General features: G+C 64.8%; 16 protein-coding genes and 1 tRNA gene. 3 read left to right on the top strand and 14 right to left on the bottom strand.

The features are described 5' to 3' along the window. From OOT46_RS29605 to rpsL, 4 genes are all read right to left on the bottom strand, one after another. Positions 1 to 249: GTP-binding protein (locus OOT46_RS29605; RefSeq protein ID WP_265407221.1), on the bottom strand; the 249-nt coding region annotated here is incomplete at its 3' end. A gap of 115 nt (positions 250 to 364) precedes the next feature. Continuing rightward, positions 365 to 2,467 carry an elongation factor G gene (gene fusA, locus OOT46_RS29600; RefSeq protein WP_265407220.1) on the bottom strand — a complete coding sequence of 701 codons (2,103 nt, stop codon included), beginning with the start codon at positions 2,465 to 2,467 and terminating at the stop codon, positions 365 to 367. Between the two features lie 78 nt (positions 2,468 to 2,545). Continuing rightward, positions 2,546 to 3,016, bottom strand: a complete 471-nt coding sequence (gene rpsG, locus OOT46_RS29595) for a 30S ribosomal protein S7 (protein WP_265407219.1) — start codon at positions 3,014 to 3,016, stop codon at positions 2,546 to 2,548. A 164-nt stretch (positions 3,017 to 3,180) separates the two neighbouring features. After that, the gene (gene rpsL, locus OOT46_RS29590; protein ID WP_265407218.1) at positions 3,181 to 3,558 is read right to left on the bottom strand and encodes a 30S ribosomal protein S12; all 378 of its coding nucleotides are present in this window, start codon (positions 3,556 to 3,558) and stop codon (positions 3,181 to 3,183) included. 294 nt (positions 3,559 to 3,852) lie between these two features. Between rpsL and OOT46_RS29585 the strand changes: the two genes are divergently transcribed. Further along, a complete protein-coding gene (locus tag OOT46_RS29585) occupies positions 3,853 to 4,320 on the top strand; it encodes a putative toxin-antitoxin system toxin component, PIN family (protein WP_265407217.1) in 468 nt (155 codons plus the stop codon). Here the strand turns inward: OOT46_RS29585 and OOT46_RS29580 are convergent. Then, complete coding sequence (locus tag OOT46_RS29580; RefSeq protein ID WP_265407216.1) at positions 4,294 to 4,668, bottom strand: methylglyoxal synthase; 375 nt, start codon at positions 4,666 to 4,668, stop codon at positions 4,294 to 4,296. The genes OOT46_RS29585 and OOT46_RS29580 overlap by 27 nt on opposite strands. Before the next feature lie 193 nt (positions 4,669 to 4,861). Between OOT46_RS29580 and OOT46_RS29575 the strand changes: the two genes are divergently transcribed. Next, on the top strand, positions 4,862 to 5,344 hold the full coding sequence (locus tag OOT46_RS29575) for a MerR family transcriptional regulator (protein ID WP_265407215.1): 483 nt from the start codon (positions 4,862 to 4,864) through the stop codon (positions 5,342 to 5,344). Positions 5,345 to 5,557: 213 nt separating this feature from the next. Beyond that, the gene (locus OOT46_RS29570; protein WP_416136276.1) at positions 5,558 to 6,859 is read left to right on the top strand and encodes a glycosyltransferase; all 1,302 of its coding nucleotides are present in this window, start codon (positions 5,558 to 5,560) and stop codon (positions 6,857 to 6,859) included. Positions 6,860 to 6,973: 114 nt separating this feature from the next. On the opposite strand, the gene rpoC is transcribed toward OOT46_RS29570, so the two are convergent. The 9 genes from rpoC to OOT46_RS29525 all read right to left on the bottom strand — a co-directional run bounded on the left by rpoC (position 6,974) and on the right by OOT46_RS29525 (position 19,336). Then, positions 6,974 to 11,203, bottom strand: coding sequence for a DNA-directed RNA polymerase subunit beta' (rpoC, locus tag OOT46_RS29565; RefSeq protein WP_265407213.1), 4,230 nt, complete (start codon positions 11,201 to 11,203; stop codon positions 6,974 to 6,976). Between the two features lie 11 nt (positions 11,204 to 11,214). Continuing rightward, on the bottom strand, positions 11,215 to 15,324 hold the full coding sequence (gene rpoB / locus OOT46_RS29560; RefSeq protein WP_265407212.1) for a DNA-directed RNA polymerase subunit beta: 4,110 nt from the start codon (positions 15,322 to 15,324) through the stop codon (positions 11,215 to 11,217). Positions 15,325 to 15,658: 334 nt separating this feature from the next. Continuing rightward, entirely contained in the window at positions 15,659 to 16,033 is a 375-nt protein-coding gene (gene rplL / locus OOT46_RS29555; RefSeq protein WP_265407211.1) for a 50S ribosomal protein L7/L12, read from the bottom strand. Between the two features lie 35 nt (positions 16,034 to 16,068). Next, positions 16,069 to 16,602 carry a 50S ribosomal protein L10 gene (rplJ, locus tag OOT46_RS29550; protein ID WP_265407210.1) on the bottom strand — a complete coding sequence of 178 codons (534 nt, stop codon included), beginning with the start codon at positions 16,600 to 16,602 and terminating at the stop codon, positions 16,069 to 16,071. A 284-nt stretch (positions 16,603 to 16,886) separates the two neighbouring features. Further along, positions 16,887 to 17,594 carry a 50S ribosomal protein L1 gene (gene rplA, locus OOT46_RS29545; RefSeq protein WP_265407209.1) on the bottom strand — a complete coding sequence of 236 codons (708 nt, stop codon included), beginning with the start codon at positions 17,592 to 17,594 and terminating at the stop codon, positions 16,887 to 16,889. 2 nt (positions 17,595 to 17,596) lie between these two features. Further along, positions 17,597 to 18,028: a 50S ribosomal protein L11 gene (gene rplK, locus OOT46_RS29540; RefSeq protein WP_265407208.1), complete on the bottom strand. Its 432-nt coding sequence runs from the start codon at positions 18,026 to 18,028 to the stop codon at positions 17,597 to 17,599. A 125-nt stretch (positions 18,029 to 18,153) separates the two neighbouring features. After that, positions 18,154 to 18,711, bottom strand: coding sequence for a transcription termination/antitermination protein NusG (nusG, locus tag OOT46_RS29535; RefSeq protein ID WP_265407207.1), 558 nt, complete (start codon positions 18,709 to 18,711; stop codon positions 18,154 to 18,156). A gap of 13 nt (positions 18,712 to 18,724) precedes the next feature. After that, positions 18,725 to 19,105 (bottom strand): preprotein translocase subunit SecE, encoded by a 381-nt coding sequence (gene secE, locus OOT46_RS29530; RefSeq protein ID WP_265407206.1) that lies wholly within the window; start codon positions 19,103 to 19,105, stop codon positions 18,725 to 18,727. Between the two features lie 155 nt (positions 19,106 to 19,260). After that, a tRNA-Trp gene (locus tag OOT46_RS29525) sits at positions 19,261 to 19,336 on the bottom strand. Positions 19,337 to 19,347: the final 11 nt, after the last annotated feature.

The raw sequence follows: 19,347 nt of genomic DNA, 5'->3' as shown, positions 1-19,347 counted from the left end.
GGGACAGTCCACGTGCGCATAGTGGCGGTTTTTCGTCTCGTACTCGACGTGCGCCGTGTTGATCGTGATGCCGCGCGCCTTCTCTTCCGGCGCCGCGTCGATCTGGTCGTACGCCTTCGCCTCGCCGCCGAACAGCTTGCTCAGCACCGTCGTGATCGCCGCCGTCAGCGTCGTCTTGCCGTGGTCCACGTGACCAATCGTGCCCACGTTGACGTGCGGCTTGGTCCGCTCGAACTTACCTTTTGCCATTTCATTTCTCCTGGATAAAGAGCAACACCAGTGCTCGGTTTTAGGTCTCCACCGGGCCGCGGATTCGCACGCCACTGGCAGCGTGCGGCACCCCGGCGAAGACCGGCTTCAAAAATTACTTGCCGCGAGCGGTGATGATCGCGTCGGCGACGTTCTTCGGAGCTTCGGCGTAGTGCTTGAACTCCATCGTGTAGGTCGCGCGGCCCTGCGACATCGAACGCAGCGTGGTCGAGTAGCCGAACATCTCCGACAGCGGGACCTCGGCCTTGATGACCTTGCCGCCGCCAGGCATGTCGTCCATGCCCTGCACCATGCCGCGACGGGACGACAGGTCGCCCATCACGTTGCCGGCGTAGTCTTCCGGCGTCTCGACTTCCACCGCCATCATCGGCTCGAGGATCACGGGGTTGGCCTTGCGGCAACCATCCTTGAAACCGATCGACGCGGCCATCTTGAACGCGTTTTCGTTCGAGTCCACCTCGTGGTAGGAGCCGAAGGTCAGCGTGACCTTGACGTCCACCACCGGGAAGCCGGCCAGCACGCCGTTGGGCAGCGTGTCGATCAGACCCTTCTCCACCGCGGGGATGAACTCGCGAGGCACCACACCGCCCTTGATGGCGTCGACGAACTCGAAGCCCTTGCCGGCCTCTTGCGGCTCGATCTTCAGAACGACGTGACCGTACTGGCCCTTGCCGCCCGACTGGCGCACGAACTTGCCTTCGACGTCCGAGACCGCCTTGCGGATGGTCTCGCGGTAGGCCACTTGCGGCTTGCCGACGTTGGCCTCGACACCGAACTCGCGCTTCATGCGGTCGACGATGATTTCGAGGTGCAGCTCGCCCATGCCGGAGATGATGGTCTGGCCGGATTCCTCGTCGGTGCGAACGCGGAAGGACGGGTCTTCCTGGGCCAGGCGGCCCAGCGCGATACCCATCTTCTCCTGGTCGGCCTTGGTCTTGGGCTCGACGGCTTGGGAGATCACAGGCTCGGGGAACACCATCTTCTCGAGGGTGATCACGGCGTCCGGATCGCACAGCGTTTCGCCGGTCGTCACTTCCTTCAGCCCCACGCAGGCGGCGATGTCGCCGGCCAGGATTTCCTTGATTTCCTCACGCTGGTTGGCGTGCATCTGCAGGATACGGCCGATGCGCTCCTTCTTGCCCTTGATCGGGTTGTAGACGGAGTCGCCCGACTTCAGCACGCCGGAGTACACACGCACGAAGGTCAGCTGGCCGACATAGGGATCGGTCATCAGCTTGAACGCCAGGGCCGAGAACTTCTCGTTGTCGTCGGCCTTGCGGGTGGATTCCTTGTCGTCGTCGTCGGTGCCGGCCACAGGGGGAATGTCCACCGGGGAAGGCAGGAAGTCGATCACCGCGTCGAGCATGCGCTGCACGCCCTTGTTCTTGAAGGCGGTGCCGCACAGCATCGGCTGGATCTCGGTCGCGATGGTGCGCTGACGCAGACCCTTCTTGATCTCTTCCTCGGTCAGCTCGCCGGTCTCGAGGTACTTGTTCATCAGCTCTTCGCTGGATTCGGCGGCCGCCTCGATCATGTTCTCGCGCCACTTCTGGCACTCGGCTTCCAGCTCGGCCGGGATGGGACCGTAGTCGAACTTCATGCCCTGGCTGGCCTCGTCCCAGATGATTGCCTTCATCTTGAAGAGATCCACCACGCCCTTGAAGTTGTCCTCGGCGCCGATAGGCACGACGATGGGCACGGGGTTGGCCTTCAGGCGCGTCTTCATCTGGTCATAGACCTTGAAGAAGTTCGCACCGGTACGGTCCATCTTGTTGACGAAAGCCAGGCGCGGCACCTTGTACTTGTTGGCCTGACGCCAGACGGTCTCGGACTGAGGCTGAACGCCGCCCACGGCGCAGTACACCATGCAGGCACCGTCGAGCACGCGCATCGAACGCTCCACCTCGATGGTGAAGTCAACGTGCCCGGGGGTGTCGATGATGTTGAAGCGGTGCTCGGGATAGGACAGGTCCATGCCCTTCCAGAAGCAGGTGGTCGCGGCGGAGGTGATGGTGATGCCCCGCTCCTGCTCCTGCTCCATCCAGTCCATGGTGGCAGCGCCGTCGTGCACTTCACCGATCTTGTGGTTCACACCCGTGTAGAACAGGATGCGCTCGGTGGTGGTCGTCTTACCAGCGTCGATGTGAGCCGAGATACCAATGTTGCGGTAGCGCTCAATCGGGGTCTTGCGGGACATGATGTCACTCCAAATACAAAGGCCGCCCCGGGTGTCTCGTGGACCTGACGGGGCAGCCGTGGGGGCTTGCTGAGGTGCTTAGAAGCGGAAGTGCGAGAAGGCCTTGTTGGCTTCGGCCATGCGGTGCACTTCGTCGCGCTTTTTCATCGCGCCGCCACGGCCTTCGGAGGCCTCCAGCAGCTCGTTGGCCAGACGTTGGGCCATCGACTTCTCACCGCGCTTGCGAGCGGAGTCCTTGAGCCAGCGCATCGCCAGCGCCATCCGGCGGACAGGGCGAACTTCCACGGGAACTTGGTAGTTCGCACCGCCCACGCGGCGGGACTTCACTTCGACCATCGGCTTCACGTTGTTCAGCGCGGTCAGGAACACCTCCAGCGGGTCCTTGCCGGACTTCTTCTCGACCTGCTCCAGTGCGCCGTAGATGATGCGCTCAGCCACGGCCTTCTTGCCGGACTCCATCACCACGTTCATGAACTTGGACAGATCGACGTTGCCGAACTTCGGGTCCGGCAGGATCTCGCGCTTCGGTACTTCGCGACGACGAGGCATGATTCACCTTCCTTTTGCTTCAGTTGGCGCGGGCTTGTTTCGTTTCACCCACACCCTGGGCGCCACCAACATCCGGGGCCACCCACTTACTCGGCAAGCCTGAGGCCCACCGCGACACATCCGATCTCGCTCAGCATAGGAGCGGACCGTGACAACTTGCTAAATCAGGCCTTCTTCGGGCGCTTGGCGCCGTACTTCGAGCGAGACTGCTTGCGATCCTTCACGCCCTGCAGGTCCAACGAACCACGGACGATGTGATAACGCACACCCGGCAGATCCTTCACACGGCCGCCGCGCACGAGCACGACGCTGTGCTCCTGCAGGTTGTGGCCTTCACCGCCGATGTAGGAGATGACCTCGAAGCCGTTCGTCAGGCGCACCTTGGCGACCTTACGCAACGCCGAGTTCGGCTTCTTCGGGGTGGTGGTGTACACGCGGGTGCAGACACCGCGGCGCTGAGGAGACCCCTCCATCGCCGGCGACTTGGACTTCGTGACCTCGGTCTCACGACCGTGGCGCACGAGTTGATTGATGGTTGGCATGGGTAACTTGTTCCCGTTTGAAGTTACGTTACAGATTTCTTTTCCGACAGGACCGCACGGGCCAAACCCGCGCGACAGCCGCCACGCACCCCAAATGAAGCACCAGCCCGATGCCGGAAGCACGCCGGCGGTGAACAAACTCTTGGCGCCATGAGACGCCTTGTCACCACCGATTCCGGTGAGCCGCCCAGCAAAGAGCGCAGCAGAATCTGCCGAAAAGCTTTCGATTATATTGCGGGCAGTACCTCGCCGCAAGCCAGGGCTTGTGCCAAACCCCCACTTCCCGGGAGCCTCATGACCCCTGCCCCGCTGCCCGCCGTTGTCCTCGACACCAACGTCCTGCTGGACTGGCTGGTTTTCCGCGACCCCGAGGTGCTGCACATCGCCGACGCGGTCACCTCCGGCCGCCTGTGCTGGATCGCCACCCATTCTATGCGCGACGAACTGGAGCGAGTGCTTACCTATGAATGGATCGCTGCACGGCAACCCGATTCCTTGCACATCGCGGCGATTTGGGAGCGCTATGCCCATACCCAGGAGCCGCCGGCCCCGCGCGCCCCGATGCGCTGCGGCGACCCGGACGACCAGAAGTTCATCGACCTCGCCGTCGCACGCGGCGCCCAGTGGCTGCTCACCAAGGACCGCGAACTGCTCAAGCTGGCCAAGCGCGCCCGACTGCGCGGGGTCGCGGTGCTGCGCCCGGCCGATTGGCAGGACAGCGCGGCGGACCCGAGGTCAGGCTCGCAGGGCGCCGAGCAATAAGCGCGCGCTCGCCACGTTGGTGGCGCAGGGGATGTCGTGGACGTCGCAAGCGCGCACCAGGGCATTGATGTCGGGCTCGTGCGGCTGGGGCGTCATCGGGTCGCGCAGGAAGATCACCGCATCAATCCCGCCCACAGCGAGCCGGGCGCCGATCTGGAGATCGCCGCCCAGCGGCCCGCTGAGCATGCATTCCACATTCAGGCCGATTTCGCGCTGCAGGCGGCCGCCGGTGGTCCCGGTGGCACAGAGCTGGCACTGAGCCAGGAAGTCGCGGAACTCGCGCGCCAGCGCGATCATGTCGTCCTTCTTCTTGTCGTGAGAAATCAGCGCGATGCGGTGGGAAGGCATGGGGTCAACTCCGGGCTAGCCGCCATGATAGGCGCCGTGCATTACGGCTGAGGAACGAGTTGCCGCGAGCCTGGCCGCCCCCACTTCGCGCCGCTGCCATCGTCCTGCGCATGCAGGGCGCGAGGCCGCCGCAACATCCCTTGACCTGGAGTGTGCTCGAGCGCGTTCAATACAGGCATGCAGGAGAGCATCGATGACGGGACGGCTTCTCATCGGCGCGCTGGCGGCACGCACCGGCCGCAGCGTCCACACCATCCGCTGGTACGAGGCGCAGGGACTGATCCCGGGCGTCGCGAGAGATGCCGGCGGGCGACGGGTCTACACCGAGCAGCACGTCGGCTGGCTGCTGCTGATGGAACGACTGCGCGCCACCGGCATGTCCATCGCCGCCATGCGGGAGTACGCCGATCTCGTGCGGCAAGGCAAGGCCACGCTGGTCCAACGCGCCGGGCTGCTGCGCAGCCACCGGGAGCGGGTGCAGCGTACGCTCGCCGAGTGGCAGGACGCGCTCGTGTTGCTGGACGCGAAGATCGACTTTTACGACCAGTGGCTCGCCGACGGCAAGCGTCCCGCGTTCGATCCTGCGCCCCTTCCCCCCAGGCACCGGACACACACCGACGAGCAAGGGCAACAAGAAGCTGATGCAGGACCTCATCGCCGAACGGGCACGAGGTAGCGGCCCACCCTTCGCCCTGGGCTGCCACGGGGTCCGGCCGCCATTCGTCGTGCGGCCACCCGGCCCTGCGGGGGTGCAGTTAGACTGCGCCCCGCCGTAAACCCAGCAGTGGGGCGACAAGGCATGCCCCATCGACAGGAACCGACCTTGCTCCAGCTCGCAGAACACGCTCTATCCAAACCGGCACGCGCTGTTTCCGATCGCGCCCATGTCGTGGTCACGTCCTGGGGCACCGCCGGAGACATTCGCCCCTTTCTCGGCATCGCGGCCGGCTTGCAAGCTCGTGGCCACCGCGTCACCTTCCTGGTCTCGCCCGTGCACGAGACGCTCGTGAAGCAGGCCGGCTTCGTTTTCAGGCCGATGGGGACCAACGAGCACCACCAGGCTGCCATGGACGACCCGGACCTGTGGGACGAACGCAAGGCTTTCGGCGTCGTTTGGCGCAGCCTGCGCCCCAGCCTGGGAGCCACCCGGGACCTGATCGCCGCGCTGCCTCGCGAGGATCGCTGCTGGGTCCTGGCCCATCCCATCACGCTGCCGGCCGCCGCCATCGCGCGGACCGTCCGCAGGGATTTGCAGATTGTCGGCGCCTACCTGGCGCCATCCAATCTGCGCACCTGCCACGACCCGATGACCGTCGGCTCGCTGCGGGTGCCCGCCTGGGTGCCGCCGGCCTGGCGCCGCTGGATCTGGCGCCAGGTCGATGCCCGGATGATCGACCCCGTCTTCCTGCCGGACCTGAACACACGCAGGGAAGCCGTCGGTCTGGCGCCGGTGCGCGGGTTCATACACCACATGCAGGGAGCCGCCGACCTGTCGCTGACGCTGTTCCCCACGTGGTTCGGTGCGCCGCAACCCGATTGGCCGAGCCCTGTGATCAGCGGGGCGTTTCCGCTCCATGAAAGCCGAGTCGGCGAAATCCTGCCCCCCGAGCTGAACCAGTTCCTGGCGGACGGCGACGCGCCCATCGTCTTCACGCCAGGCACCGGACACCGCCATGCCTCGGCCTACTTTGCAAGTGCGCTCGCGGCGACGATGCGACTCGGCCGACGGGCCATCTTTCTGACGCCGCACCGTGAACAGATCCCGTCGGAACTCCCCGACACCGTGCTCTGGCAGGCGCACGCCCCCTTCCGGGCCCTGCTGCCACGCGCCGAGGCGCTGGTGCATCACGGCGGCATAGGGACGACTGCGGAGGCCCTGCGCGCCGGCATTCCGCAACTGATCGTGCCCTTCGCCTTCGATCAATTCGACAACGGCGTCCGGGTGCGGGAGCTGGGTGTCGGCGAGTGCGTGAAGGCCTCGCGAGCCAGCCCTCGACGATTGGCGAAGGTGCTCGGCGACGTCCTCTCATCGAGTTCACTCGGGGCGCGGTGCGCTGCGGTCGCAGAGGGTTTTGCCGGCGACAAGGGTCTCGACGCCCTGTGCGGCGAGTTGGACGACGCGCTTGCCGTGCTGCGCCGGCAGCGCGACCGGCCAGCGGGCGTCGCGCCGGAACTTGCGATGAGGGCCTGAAGGACCGGCGCGTCCGCAGCTTCCCAGCCCGGCACCCGACGCCGGTTCGCGGCGCGAGCATGAAAAAAGGCGGCCGAAGCCGCCTTTTCAGCAAGGGCACGAAGCCCGCCATCTTCACTCGCCCGTCGGCGCACCCTCGTCCGGGCCGGCATCGACGTGCGCCATCTGCAGCGCCGCCATTTCTTCGGCTTCCTGCATCGCGATGGCGCGGCGCTCCTGCTCGTCCATCTCCTCCTTGGCCTTGCGGGCCTGGTGGAAGGCGAGACCGGTACCGGCCGGGATCAGGCGACCCACGATGACGTTTTCCTTCAGGCCACGCAGCTCGTCGCGCTTGCCCATGATGGCCGCCTCGGTGAGCACGCGGGTGGTTTCCTGGAAGGAAGCCGCGGAGATGAAGGAGTCGGTCGACAGCGAGGCCTTGGTGATGCCCAGCAGCACATCGCTGTGCGTCGCCTCCATCTTGCCTTCGTTGCGCATGCGGTCGTTGGTGTCCAGCAGCTCCGAACGCTCGACCTGCTCGCCGGCGATGTAGTTCGTGTCGCCCGGGTTCGTGATCTGCACGCGACGCAGCATCTGGCGAACGATCACCTCGATGTGCTTGTCGTTGATCTTCACGCCCTGCAGACGGTACACGTCCTGCACTTCGTCGACGATGTAGCGGGCCAGCTCCTCGATGCCCAGCAGGCGCAGGATGTCCTGCGGATCCGCCGCGCCGTCGACGATCAGCTCGCCGCGGTTGACCACCTGGCCTTCGTGCACCAGGATGTTCTTTTCCTTCGGCACCAGCTCTTCCCACACCTTGCCGTCCGGGTCGGTGATCTGCAGGCGCACCTTGCCCTTGGTCTCCTTGCCGAAGGACACCGTGCCGGTGACCTCCGCCAGGATGCCCTTGTCCTTCGGCGAACGGGCTTCGAAGAGCTCGGCCACACGCGGCAGACCGCCGGTGATGTCGCGGGTCTTCTGGCCTTCGACCGGAATACGGGCCAGCACTTCACCAGGCGCGAGGTCTTGGCCATCACGGATCTGGATCAGCGCGCCGACCTGGAAGCCGATCGTCACCGAGTGGTCGGTGCCCGGGATCTTCACCTCGTTGCCGGTGGCGTCGAGCAGCTTGACCTGCGGACGCACGACCTTGGCGGCGCCACGGCGCTTCGGGTCGATCACGACCAGGGTCGACAGGCCGGTCACTTCATCGACCTGCTTGGCGACGGTCACGCCTTCCTCGACGTTCTCGAACTTCGCACGACCGGCGAATTCCGTGATGATCGGGCGGGTCAGCGGATCCCAGTTCGCGAGGATCAGGCCGGCCTTGATCTGCTGGTCGGCCTTGACGTTCAGGGTGGCACCGTAAGGCACCTTGTGGCGCTCGCGCTCGCGGCCGTGCTGGTCGGAGATGATGATCTCGCCGGAACGCGAGATCACCACCAGCTCGCCCTTGCCGTTGGTCACGTAGCGCATCGTCGGGTTGAAACCGATGATGCCGTCGCTCTTGGCCTCGACGCTGGATGCCACCGCCGCACGCGTGGCCGCGCCGCCGATGTGGAAGGTCCGCATCGTCAGCTGCGTGCCAGGCTCGCCGATGGACTGCGCGGCAATCACGCCGACCGCCTCGCCGGTGTTCACCAGGCCGCCGCGGCCAAGGTCGCGGCCGTAGCACTTGGCGCACAGACCGAAGCGGGTCGCGCAGGTCAGCGGGGTGCGGACCTTGACCTCGTCGACGCCGGCGGCCTCGATCTGGTCGAGCGCGTCCTCGTCCAGCATGTCGCCGGACGCGAGGAGGCCTTCCTGGGTCTCGGGGTGGACCACCTCGTTGGCAGTCACGCGGCCCAGGATGCGGTCGCGCAGCGACTCGATCACCTCACCGCCCTCGACCAGCGCGCGCATCGCGATGCCATTGCTGGTGCCGCAATCGTCCTCGGTCACCACCAGGTCCTGGGTCACGTCGACCAGGCGACGGGTCAGGTAGCCGGAGTTCGCGGTCTTCAACGCCGTGTCGGCCAGACCCTTGCGGGCGCCGTGCGTCGAGTTGAAGTACTGCAGCACGTTCAGGCCTTCACGGAAGTTCGCCGTGATGGGGGTCTCGATGATCGAGCCGTCCGGCTTGGCCATCAGGCCGCGCATGCCCGCCAGCTGGCGGATCTGGGCGGCGGAACCCCGCGCGCCGGAGTCGGCCATCATGTAGATGGAGTTGAACGACTCCTGGTCGACTTCCTTGCCGTGGCGGTCGATGACCTTCTGCTTGGCGAGCTGGGTCATCATGACCTTGCCCACTTCGTCACCGGCCTTGCCCCAGATGTCCACCACCTTGTTGTAGCGCTCGCCGGCGGTCACGAGACCGGAGACGTACTGCTGCTCGATCTCCTTCACTTCCTTCTCGGCGCGCTCGATGATGAGGTGCTTCTCGGGCGGCACCAGCATGTCGTCGATCGCGATCGAGATGCCGGCACGCGTGGCCAGGCGGAAGCCCGACTGCAGCAGCTTGTCGGCGAACACCACCGTGTCCTTCAGGCCGCACTTGCGGAAGGACACGTTGATGAGCTTGGAGATCTCTTTCTTCTTCAGCGCCTTGTTGATGTTCGAGAACGGCAGGCCCTTGGGCAGGATCTCGGACAGCAGCGCGCGACCCACGGTGGTCTCGACCAGCTTGGTCTCGGGGATGAACTCGCCGGTGACCTTGTCCTTGCTGTACTCGACCAGCCGCACGCTGATGCGCGCGGTGATCTCGATCACGCCGTTGTCGAGCGCACGGTGCACTTCCCCGATGTCGGAGAACACCATGCCTTCGCCCTTGCCGTTGGTACGCTCACGGGTCGCGTAGTACAGGCCCAGCACCACGTCTTGCGACGGCACGATGGAGGGCTCGCCGTTGGCGGGGAAGAGCACGTTGTTGGAGGCGAGCATCAGCGCGCGCGCTTCCATCTGCGCCTCGATGGACAGCGGCACGTGAACGGCCATCTGGTCACCGTCGAAGTCGGCGTTGAAGGCCGCGCAGACCAGCGGGTGCAGTTGGATCGCCTTGCCTTCGATCAGCACCGGCTCGAAAGCCTGGATGCCGAGGCGGTGCAGGGTCGGAGCGCGGTTCAGCAGGACCGGGTGCTCCTTGATGACCTCTTCCAGGATGTCCCACACCACCGGCGTGCCGGCTTCGACTTCCTTCTTCGCGGCCTTGATGGTGGTGGCGATGCCCATTGCCTCCAGGCGCGAGAAGATGAAGGGCTTGAACAGCTCCAGCGCCATCAGCTTGGGCAGGCCGCACTGGTGCAGCTTGAGGGTCGGGCCCACGGTGATGACGGAACGGCCGGAGTAGTCCACCCGCTTGCCCAGCAGGTTCTGACGGAAACGACCGCTCTTGCCCTTGATCATGTCGGCCAGCGACTTGAGGGCGCGCTTGTTGGCACCGGTCATCGCCTTGCCGCGACGGCCGTTGTCCAGCAGCGAGTCGACCGCTTCCTGCAGCATGCGCTTCTCGTTGCGCACGATGATCTCGGGCGCCTTCAGCTCGAGCAGGCGCGCCAGGCGGTTGTTGCGGTTGATGACGCGACGGTAGAGATCGTTCAGGTCGGAGGTCGCGAAGCGGCCGCCGTCCAGCGGCACCAGCGGACGCAGGTCCGGCGGCAGCACGGGCAGCACTTCGAGAATCATCCAGTTCGGCTTGATGCCGGACTTCTTGAAGGCCTCCATGACCTTCAGGCGCTTCGAGTTCTTCTTGATCTTGAGCTCGGAGCCGGTCATGTCGTTGCGGAGCTTGTCGATCTCCACATCGAGGTCCATCTCGGCCAGCAGCTTCTGAATGCCTTCGGCACCCATCAGCGCGACGAACTCGTCACCGTACTCCTGGCGCTTCGCGTCGTAGTCGTCCTCGCTCATGATCGAGAACTTCTTCAGCGGCGTCATGCCCGGGTCGACCACGACGTAGGCTTCGAAGTACAGCACGCGCTCGATGTCGCGCAGCGTCATGTCGAGCACCAGGCCCAGACGCGACGGCAGCGACTTCAGGAACCAGATGTGCGCGCAGGGCGCGGCCAGGTCGATGTGACCCATGCGCTCGCGGCGCACCTTGGTCTGCGTGACCTCGACGCCGCACTTCTCGCAGATCACGCCGCGGTGCTTCAGGCGCTTGTACTTGCCGCACAGGCACTCGTAGTCCTTGATCGGGCCGAAGATCTTGGCGCAGAACAGGCCGTCACGCTCCGGCTTGAAGGTGCGGTAGTTGATGGTCTCGGGCTTCTTCACCTCGCCGAACGACCACGAGCGGATCTTCTCGGGCGAAGCGAGCCCGATCTTGATCGCGTCGAAGTGTTCGTCGGGGGTGAACTGCTTGAAAAGGTCCAGCAAGCCTTTCATGCATAACTCCTTTAGTTGCGCTCGAGCTCGATGTCGATGCCGAGCGAACGAATTTCCTTGACCAGCACGTTGAACGATTCCGGCATGCCGGCGTCGATCGCGTGTTCGCCCTTGACGATGTTCTCGTACACCTTGGTACGGCCGTTCACGTCGTCGGACTTCACGGTCAACATCTCCTGCAGCACATAGGAAGCGCCGTAGGCTTCCAGCGCCCACACTTCCATCTCACCGAAGCGCTGGCCGCCGAACTGGGCCTTGCCGCCCAGCGGCTGCTGGGTGACGAGCGAGTACGGGCCGGTCGAACGGGCGTGCATCTTGTCGTCGACCAGGTGGTGCAGCTTCAGCACGTGCATGTAGCCGACCGTGACCGGACGCTCGAAGGCGTCGCCGGTGCGGCCGTCGTGCAGTGTGGCTTGCGTGCGGGTGCTGGTCAGGCCCTTGGCCTTCGCGATCTCGTCCGGGTAGGCCAGCTTCAGCATCGCGCGGATCTCTTCCTCGGCCGCGCCATCGAACACCGGGGTCGCGAAGGGCACGCCCTTGGCGAGGTTCTCGGCCATCTCGATGACCTCGGTGTCGCTCAGCTCGTCGATGTTCTCGGTCTTGCCGCCGGACTTGTTGTACAGCTCGTCGAAGAACTTGCGCAGCTCCTGCACACGGGTGTGCTGCTGCAGCATGTCGCCGATGCGCTGGCCGATGCCCTTGCCGGCCCAGCCCAGGTGCACTTCCAGCACCTGGCCCACGTTCATCCGCGAGGGCACACCCAGCGGGTTCAGCACGATGTCGGCAGGGGTGCCGTCGGCCATGTAGGGCATGTCCTCGACCGGGACGATCTTGGAGACCACACCCTTGTTGCCGTGGCGGCCGGCCATCTTGTCGCCGGGCTGCAGGCGGCGCTTGACGGCCAGGTAGACCTTGACCATCTTGAGCACGCCGGCGGGCAGCTCGTCGCCCTGGGTCAGCTTCTTGCGCTTCTCTTCGAAGGCGAGGTCGAAGCTGTGGCGGGTCTGCTCCAGCGAGTTCTTGATGCTCTCGAGCTGGTTGGCGACATCGTCGTCGGCCGGACGGATGTCGAACCAGTGGTACTTCTCGACATCGGCCAGGTAGGCCTTGTCGATCACCGCACCCTTGGCCAGCTTCTTCGGACCGCCGTTGGCGGTCTTGCCGGTGAGCAGCTTCTCGATACGGTCGAAGGCGTCGGCCTCGACGATACGCAGCTGGTCGTTCAGGTCCAGGCGGAAGCGCTTCAGCTCGTCGTCGATGATCTGCTGGGCGCGCTTGTCGCGCTGGATGCCTTCGCGGGTGAAGACCTGCACGTCGATGACGGTGCCGGCGGTGCCCTGGTCCACGCGCAGCGAGGTGTCCTTCACGTCGGAGGCCTTCTCGCCGAAGATCGCGCGCAGCAGCTTCTCTTCAGGCGTGAGGGTGGTCTCACCCTTGGGCGTGACCTTGCCGACCAGCACGTCGCCAGCCTGCACCTCGGCACCGATGTAGACGATGCCCGACTCGTCCAGGCGGGACAGCTGGTGTTCCGACAGGTTGGGGATGTCGCGCGTGATTTCCTCGGGGCCCAGCTTGGTGTCGCGGGCCATCACCACCAGCTCCTCGATGTGGATCGAGGTGTAGCGGTCGTCGGCCACGACACGTTCGCTGATCAGGATCGAGTCCTCGAAGTTGTAGCCGTTCCAGGGCATGAAGGCGACCAGCATGTTCTGGCCGAGCGCGAGCTCGCCCAGGTCGGTCGACGCGCCGTCGGCGATCACGTCGCCGGCGGCCACCGCATCACCGCGGCGCACGATGGGGCGCTGGTGGATGTTGGTGTTCTGGTTGGAACGCTGGTACTTGATCAGGTTGTAGATGTCGACGCCGACTTCGCCGGCCACCGTCTCGTTGTCGTTGACGCGGATCACGACGCGGTTGGTGTCGACATAGTCGACCACGCCGCCGCGCTTGGCCGCGACGACCGTGCCAGAGTCGACCGCGGCAACGCGCTCGACGCCGGTACCGACGAAGGCCTTCTCGGGACGCAGGGTCGGCACGGCCTGGCGCTGCATGTTGGCGCCCATCAGTGCACGGTTCGCGTCATCGTGCTCCAGGAAGGGCACCAGCGAGGCCGCGACCGAGACGATCTGGGTCGGCGCCACGTCCATGTACTGGATGCGCTCGGGCGAGGTCAGCACCGATTCGCCCTTTTCGCGGGCGGACACCAGCTCGTCGATCAGCTTGCCTTCGGCATCCAGCGAGGCGTTGGCCTGGGCGATGACGTACTTGCCTTCCTCGATGGCCGACAGGTAGTCGATCTGGTCAGTCACCTTGCCATCGCTCACGCGGCGGTAGGGCGTCTCCAGGAAGCCGTACTCGTTGAGCTGGGCGTACAGCGCGAGCGAGTTGATCAGACCGATGTTCGGACCTTCAGGCGTTTCGATCGGGCAGACACGGCCGTAGTGGGTCGGGTGCACGTCGCGCACTTCGAAGCCGGCACGCTCGCGGGTCAGACCGCCCGGGCCCAGGGCCGAGACGCGACGCTTGTGCGTGATCTCGGACAGCGGGTTGGTCTGGTCCATGAACTGCGACAGCTGCGACGCACCGAAGAACTCCTTCAGGGCCGCGGAAATCGGCTTGGAGTTGATCAGATCGTGCGGCATCAGGGCTTCGGTCTCGGCCTGGCCCAGACGCTCCTTGACGGCCTTCTCGATACGGGCGAGGCCGGAGCGGTACTGGTTCTCGGCCAGTTCGCCGACGCAGCGCACGCGGCGGTTGCCGAGGTGGTCGATGTCGTCCACTTCGCCGCGGCCATTGCGCAGGTCCACCAGGATCTTGACGACGTCGAGGATGTCCTCGTTCGACAGGGTCATGGGGCCCGTGGGTTCGTCGCGGCCCACGCGGGCGTTGAACTTCATGCGACCCACGCGCGACAGGTCATAGGTGTCGGCGCTGTAGAACAGGCGGTTGAACAGGGCCTCGACGGCGTCTTCCGTCGGCGGCTCGCCGGGGCGCATCATGCGGTAGATCGCCACCCGCGCGGCCAGCTGGTCAGCGGTCTCGTCGCTGGCCAGGGTCTGGGAGATGTAGGCCCCCTGATCCAGCTCGTTGGTGTACAGGCACTGGATGTCCTTGATGCCGGCACCGCGCAGCTTCTTCAGCAGCGATTCGGTCAGCTCGTCGTTGGCCTTGGCGATGATCTCGCCGGTGTCGGGGTCGATCTGGTTCTTGGCCAGCACGCGGCCGACCAGGAAGTCCTCGGGCACCGTGATGAACTGGGTGCCGGACTGCTCCATCGCCCGGGTGTGGCGGGCGGTGATGCGCTTGTCCTTCTCGACGATGACGTTGCCGGACTTGTCGGTGATGTCGAAGCGGGCGACCTCGCCGCGCAGACGCTCGGAGACGAACTCCATCTGCGCGCCCGAGTCCATCAGGCGGAAGTTGTCGAAGACGAAGAAGTTCGCCAGGATCTGCTCGGGATTCAGGCCGATCGCCTTCAGCAGGATCGTGACCGGCATCTTGCGGCGGCGGTCGACACGGAAGAACAGGATGTCCTTGGGGTCGAACTCGAAGTCCAGCCAGGAGCCGCGGTAAGGGATGATGCGGGCGCTGAACAACAGCTTGCCCGAGCTGTGCGTCTTGCCCTTGTCATGCTCGAAGAACACGCCCGGCGAGCGGTGCAGCTGCGAGACGATGACACGCTCGGTGCCGTTGACGATGAAGGAGCCGTAGTCGGTCATGAGCGGTACTTCGCCCATGTAGACTTCCTGCTCCTTGATCTCCTTGACGGTCTTGGCCTGCGGCGACTCGCGGTCGTACACGATCATCTGCAGCTTCGCGCGCACGGCGGAAGCGTACGTCAGACCGCGCTGCTGGCACTCGCGGGTGTCGAACGGAGGCTTGGCGATGTTGTATTCGATGAACTTCATCTCCACGAACCCGTTGTGCGACACGATCGGGAACGCGGAAAGGAAGGCTGCCTGCAAGCCCTCGGGCTTGCGCTTTTGCGGGGGGACGTCCTTCTGGAGGAAGGCGACGTAAGATTCCCGCTGCATGGTCAGCAGGTAGGGGACGTTGAGGACGCTCTCGCGCTTGCCGAAGCTCTTGCGAATGCGTTTGCGCTCGGTGTAGGTATACGCCATAAACACTCCGTACGTTGAAGCGACCTGCTTGGCCTGAACAGGTGCTCAATCGGGCGACTGGCGATCAGATCCGTGGGCTTCCCCGGATGGTGGCGGGGGCGGATCTGAAGCTTGGTGGCTGGCCACTACCAGCCGCTGGCGGACGACCTCGGCGTTGCACCGCGGTCCGACCAAACCGTCTCTCTGCAGTCGGATCAGAGAACACTCGGAAAGGGTCTCAAGGCCACTAGCGTGCCCCGAAATCCCTTTCCGGGTGCGCTCCAGGAGTCAAATCCATGAAGCGCAAAAGGCTGGGAGCCCCTTAGAAGCCCCCAGCCCCATGCGGGAAACGCAATTACTTGAGTTCCACCTTGGCGCCGGCTTCTTCCAGCTTCTTCTTGGCGGCTTCGGCGTCGGCCTTGGCAATGCCTTCCTTGACGGGCTTCGGAGCGCCGTCGACCAGGTCCTTGGCTTCCTTCAGGCCCAGGCCGGTGATTTCGCGCACGGCCTTGATCACGCCGACCTTGTTCGCGCCGGCTTCCAGCAGCACGACGTTGAACTCGGTCTTCTCTTCAGCGGCCGGGGCGGCAGCGCCACCGCCGGCGGCGGGAGCGGCCATCGCGGCGGCGGACACGCCGAACTTCTCTTCAATGGCCTTCACCAGGTCATTGAGTTCCATCACGGACATGCTGTCCAGGGCGGTCAGGAAAGCGTCTTTATCGAATGCCATTTTGGGTTCCTAAACTGTGGTTCGTATGAATGAATTCAAGCTGCGGGGGCGGCTTCGGCAGCGGGTGCCTCGGCAGGGGCGCCTTCGCCACGCTTCTCGGACAGGGCGGCCAGCACGCGAGCCATGCGAGACACGGGCGACTGCATGAGACCCAACAGTTGGGACAGCAGCACTTCCTTGCTCGGGATGGCGGCCAGGGCCTTCACGCCGGCAGCGTCAAGCGACTTGCCGCTGTAGGCGCCAGCCTTGATGACCAGCTTGTCGTTGCCCTTGGAAAAGTCGGCGAGGACTTTCGCGGCGGCAACGGCGTCTTCCGAAAAGCCGTAGATCAGCGGACCGGCCATGGACTCGGCCGCCACTTCGAACGGGGTGCCAGCGACGGCGCGACGGGCGAGCGTGTTCTTCAGGACGTGCAGATACACACCCTGGGCACGCGCCGTACGACGCAGCTGGTCCAGTTGAGCGACGGTGAGGCCACGGTACTCCGCCAGCGCGAGCGTCTGCGAGCGGGCCGCTTGGGCCGCCACTTCCGTCACGACAGCTTGTTTCTCGTTGCGATTCAGACTCAAGGTCTACTCCTCACATTCACACCCGGGTCACCCCGGGTGCACCAGTTAACAGCGACCTCTGTTCAGGAAACCAGGCCGATCTCGCGACCGACCTCACATCCATTCCAGCGGGTGCGCCATCTGCGTTGGCCGGGAACCGGACTTGCGCCCTGTTCCCGATTAAGCGGCCCGAGGGCCCCACCAACGGTCTTTGATAGCCCGCAGCTCCTGCTCTCGCGAGGGGGCTGCGGCCCACCAATTCAAGCACCGTGCCCTTGTGGGGCACTGGCGCTTCAAATACTTCTTCAGGCAGCCGGTGCAGCGTTGATCGTCGCTGCATCGACACGCACGCCAATGCCCATCGTCGAGGACACCGCGACCTTGCGCAGGTAGATGCCCTTGCTCGAGGCCGGCTTGGCCTTGTTCAGGGCTTCCAGCAGCGCGGCCAGGTTGCCGCGCAGCTTGTCGTCTTCGAAGGAACGACGGCCGATCGTGGCATGGATGATGCCGGCCTTGTCGACACGGAACTGCACCTGGCCGGCCTTGGCGTTCTTGACCGCCGTGGCGACGTCGGGCGTCACGGTGCCGACCTTGGGGTTCGGCATCAGGCCGCGCGGGCCCAGGATCTGGCCGAGCGTACCGACCACGCGCATCGTGTCCGGCGAGGCGATCACGACGTCGAAGTTGATGTTGCCGGCCTTCACTTGCTCGGCCAGGTCTTCCATACCGACGACGTCGGCACCGGCGGCCTTGGCTTCCTCGGCCTTGGCGCCCTGGGCGAACACGGCGACGCGCTTGGTCTTGCCGGTGCCGTTGGGCAGCACGACGGCGCCACGCACGACCTGGTCGGACTTCTTCGCGTCGATGCCGAGTTGCACGGCGACGTCGATGGACTCGTCGAACTTGGCGACGGCCGCCTCTTTCACGAGGGACAGGGCCTGCTCGATCGGATAGAGCTTGGTGCTCTCGACCTTGCCCTGGTTAGCCTTCTGGCGTTTGGTCAGCTTGGCCATGATCAGACACCTTCCACGATGATGCCCATCGAACGGGCAGAGCCTGCAATGGTCTTGACGGCGGCGTCGAGGTCGGCGGCCGTCAGGTCCTTCATCTTGGTCTTCGCGATCTCTTCGAGCTGGCCGCGGCTGATCTTGCCAACCTTGTCCAGGTGGGCGCGGCTCGAGCCCTTCTCGATCTTGACCGCCTTCTTGATCAGGACCGTCGCGGGCGGGGTCTTGATGACGAAGGTGAAGGACTTGTCTGCAAACGCGGTGATCACCACCGGCAGCTTCAGACCGGGCTCAACGCCCTGCGTCTGGGCGTTGAACGCCTTGCAGAATTCCATGATGTTCAGGCCGCGCTGACCCAGCGCAGGACCGACCGGGGGCGAAGGATTGGCCTTGCCTGCCGGGATTTGCAGCTTGATGAAGCCGACAATCTTCTTGGCCATAGTGGCTCCTAACCGAGTTCAAACGCCGGCGTCACCGCCGGCTCCTCGTCAAAACAACCCTGTTGGTACAACGCGGCAGGCCCCGGGCTGGACGGGCCGACCGCTGAATTTCAGTGCGAAGACGCTCAGATCTTCTCGACCTGGTGGAAGTCCAGCTCCACCGGCGTTGCGCGGCCGAAGATGGTGACCGAGACGCGCAGCTTGGACTTGTCGTAGTTGACCTCTTCGATCGCGCCGTTGAAGTCGGTGAAGGGACCTTCCTTGACGCGCACCACCTCGCCGACTTCCCACTCGACCTTGGGCCGCGGCTTCTCGATGCCTTCCTGCATCTGGTTGACGATCTTCATGACCTCGTCTTCCGAGATGGGCACCGGCCGGTTCTTGGCGCCGCCAACGAAGCCGGTCACCTTGGAGGTGTGCTTCACCAGGTGCCAGGTGTCGTCGTCCATCACCATTTCCACCAGCACGTAGCCGGGGAAAAAGCGGCGCTCGGTGACGGCCTTCTTGCCGTTCTTGACCTCGATCACCTCTTCGGTGGGGACCAGGATGCGGCCGAACTTGTCCTGCATGCCGGCGCGGTCGATGCGCTCGCGCAGGTTACGCTCGACGGCCTTCTCCATGCCGGAATAGGCATGGACGACGTACCAGCGTTTGGCGGAGGCTCCGCTTTCGATTTCGCTCATCTCGGGGACTCCTTCAGCGCCAGTTGAGGATCAGGTCGTACAACACCCATTCCAGCGTCTTGTCGGTCAACCAGAGGAACAAGGCCATCACGACGACGAAGGCGAACACGTAGCCCGTCATCTGCAGGGCTTCCTTGCGGCTCGGCCAGACGACCTTCTTGACCTCGCGCCAGGACTCGTTCGAGAAGCCGATCAGCTGCTTGCCCTGCTCGGCCGTGAAGAACATGCCCACGGCCGCCGCCAGGCCGACCACCAGGGCGGCAACACGCACCCAGGTGTCCTGCTGGTTCAGCAGGTAAAACGCCGCCACGGCGCCGACGAGCAGCACGCCGGCAGCGGCCAGCTTGGCTTTGTCAGCGCCGGTGGAGACGGTTTCGACTTGTGGTTGGCTCATTTGTTTCGTTTCGAACGGGGCGGCGACGCCGCCACCATCAGCAGCAAAGCCCGCCGGGCTTGTCGGACCCTGTCGGGTCCTGCCTGCGGGCTGCTGGACGGGCCAAATCCGGACTCAGATCGGGTGCGCCGTGAAGCGCGGGAGTCACCGGGATCTGGCAGGGGCAGAGGGAATCGAACCCCCAACCTTCGGTTTTGGAGACCGACGCTCTGCCAATTGAGCTATACCCCTAAACCTCTTCT

Source organism: Aquabacterium sp. A7-Y (assembly GCF_026153205.1).
Classification (GTDB): Bacteria; Pseudomonadota; Gammaproteobacteria; order Burkholderiales; family Burkholderiaceae_C; genus Caldimonas.
This window is presented reverse-complemented; position numbering and strand designations above follow the sequence as displayed.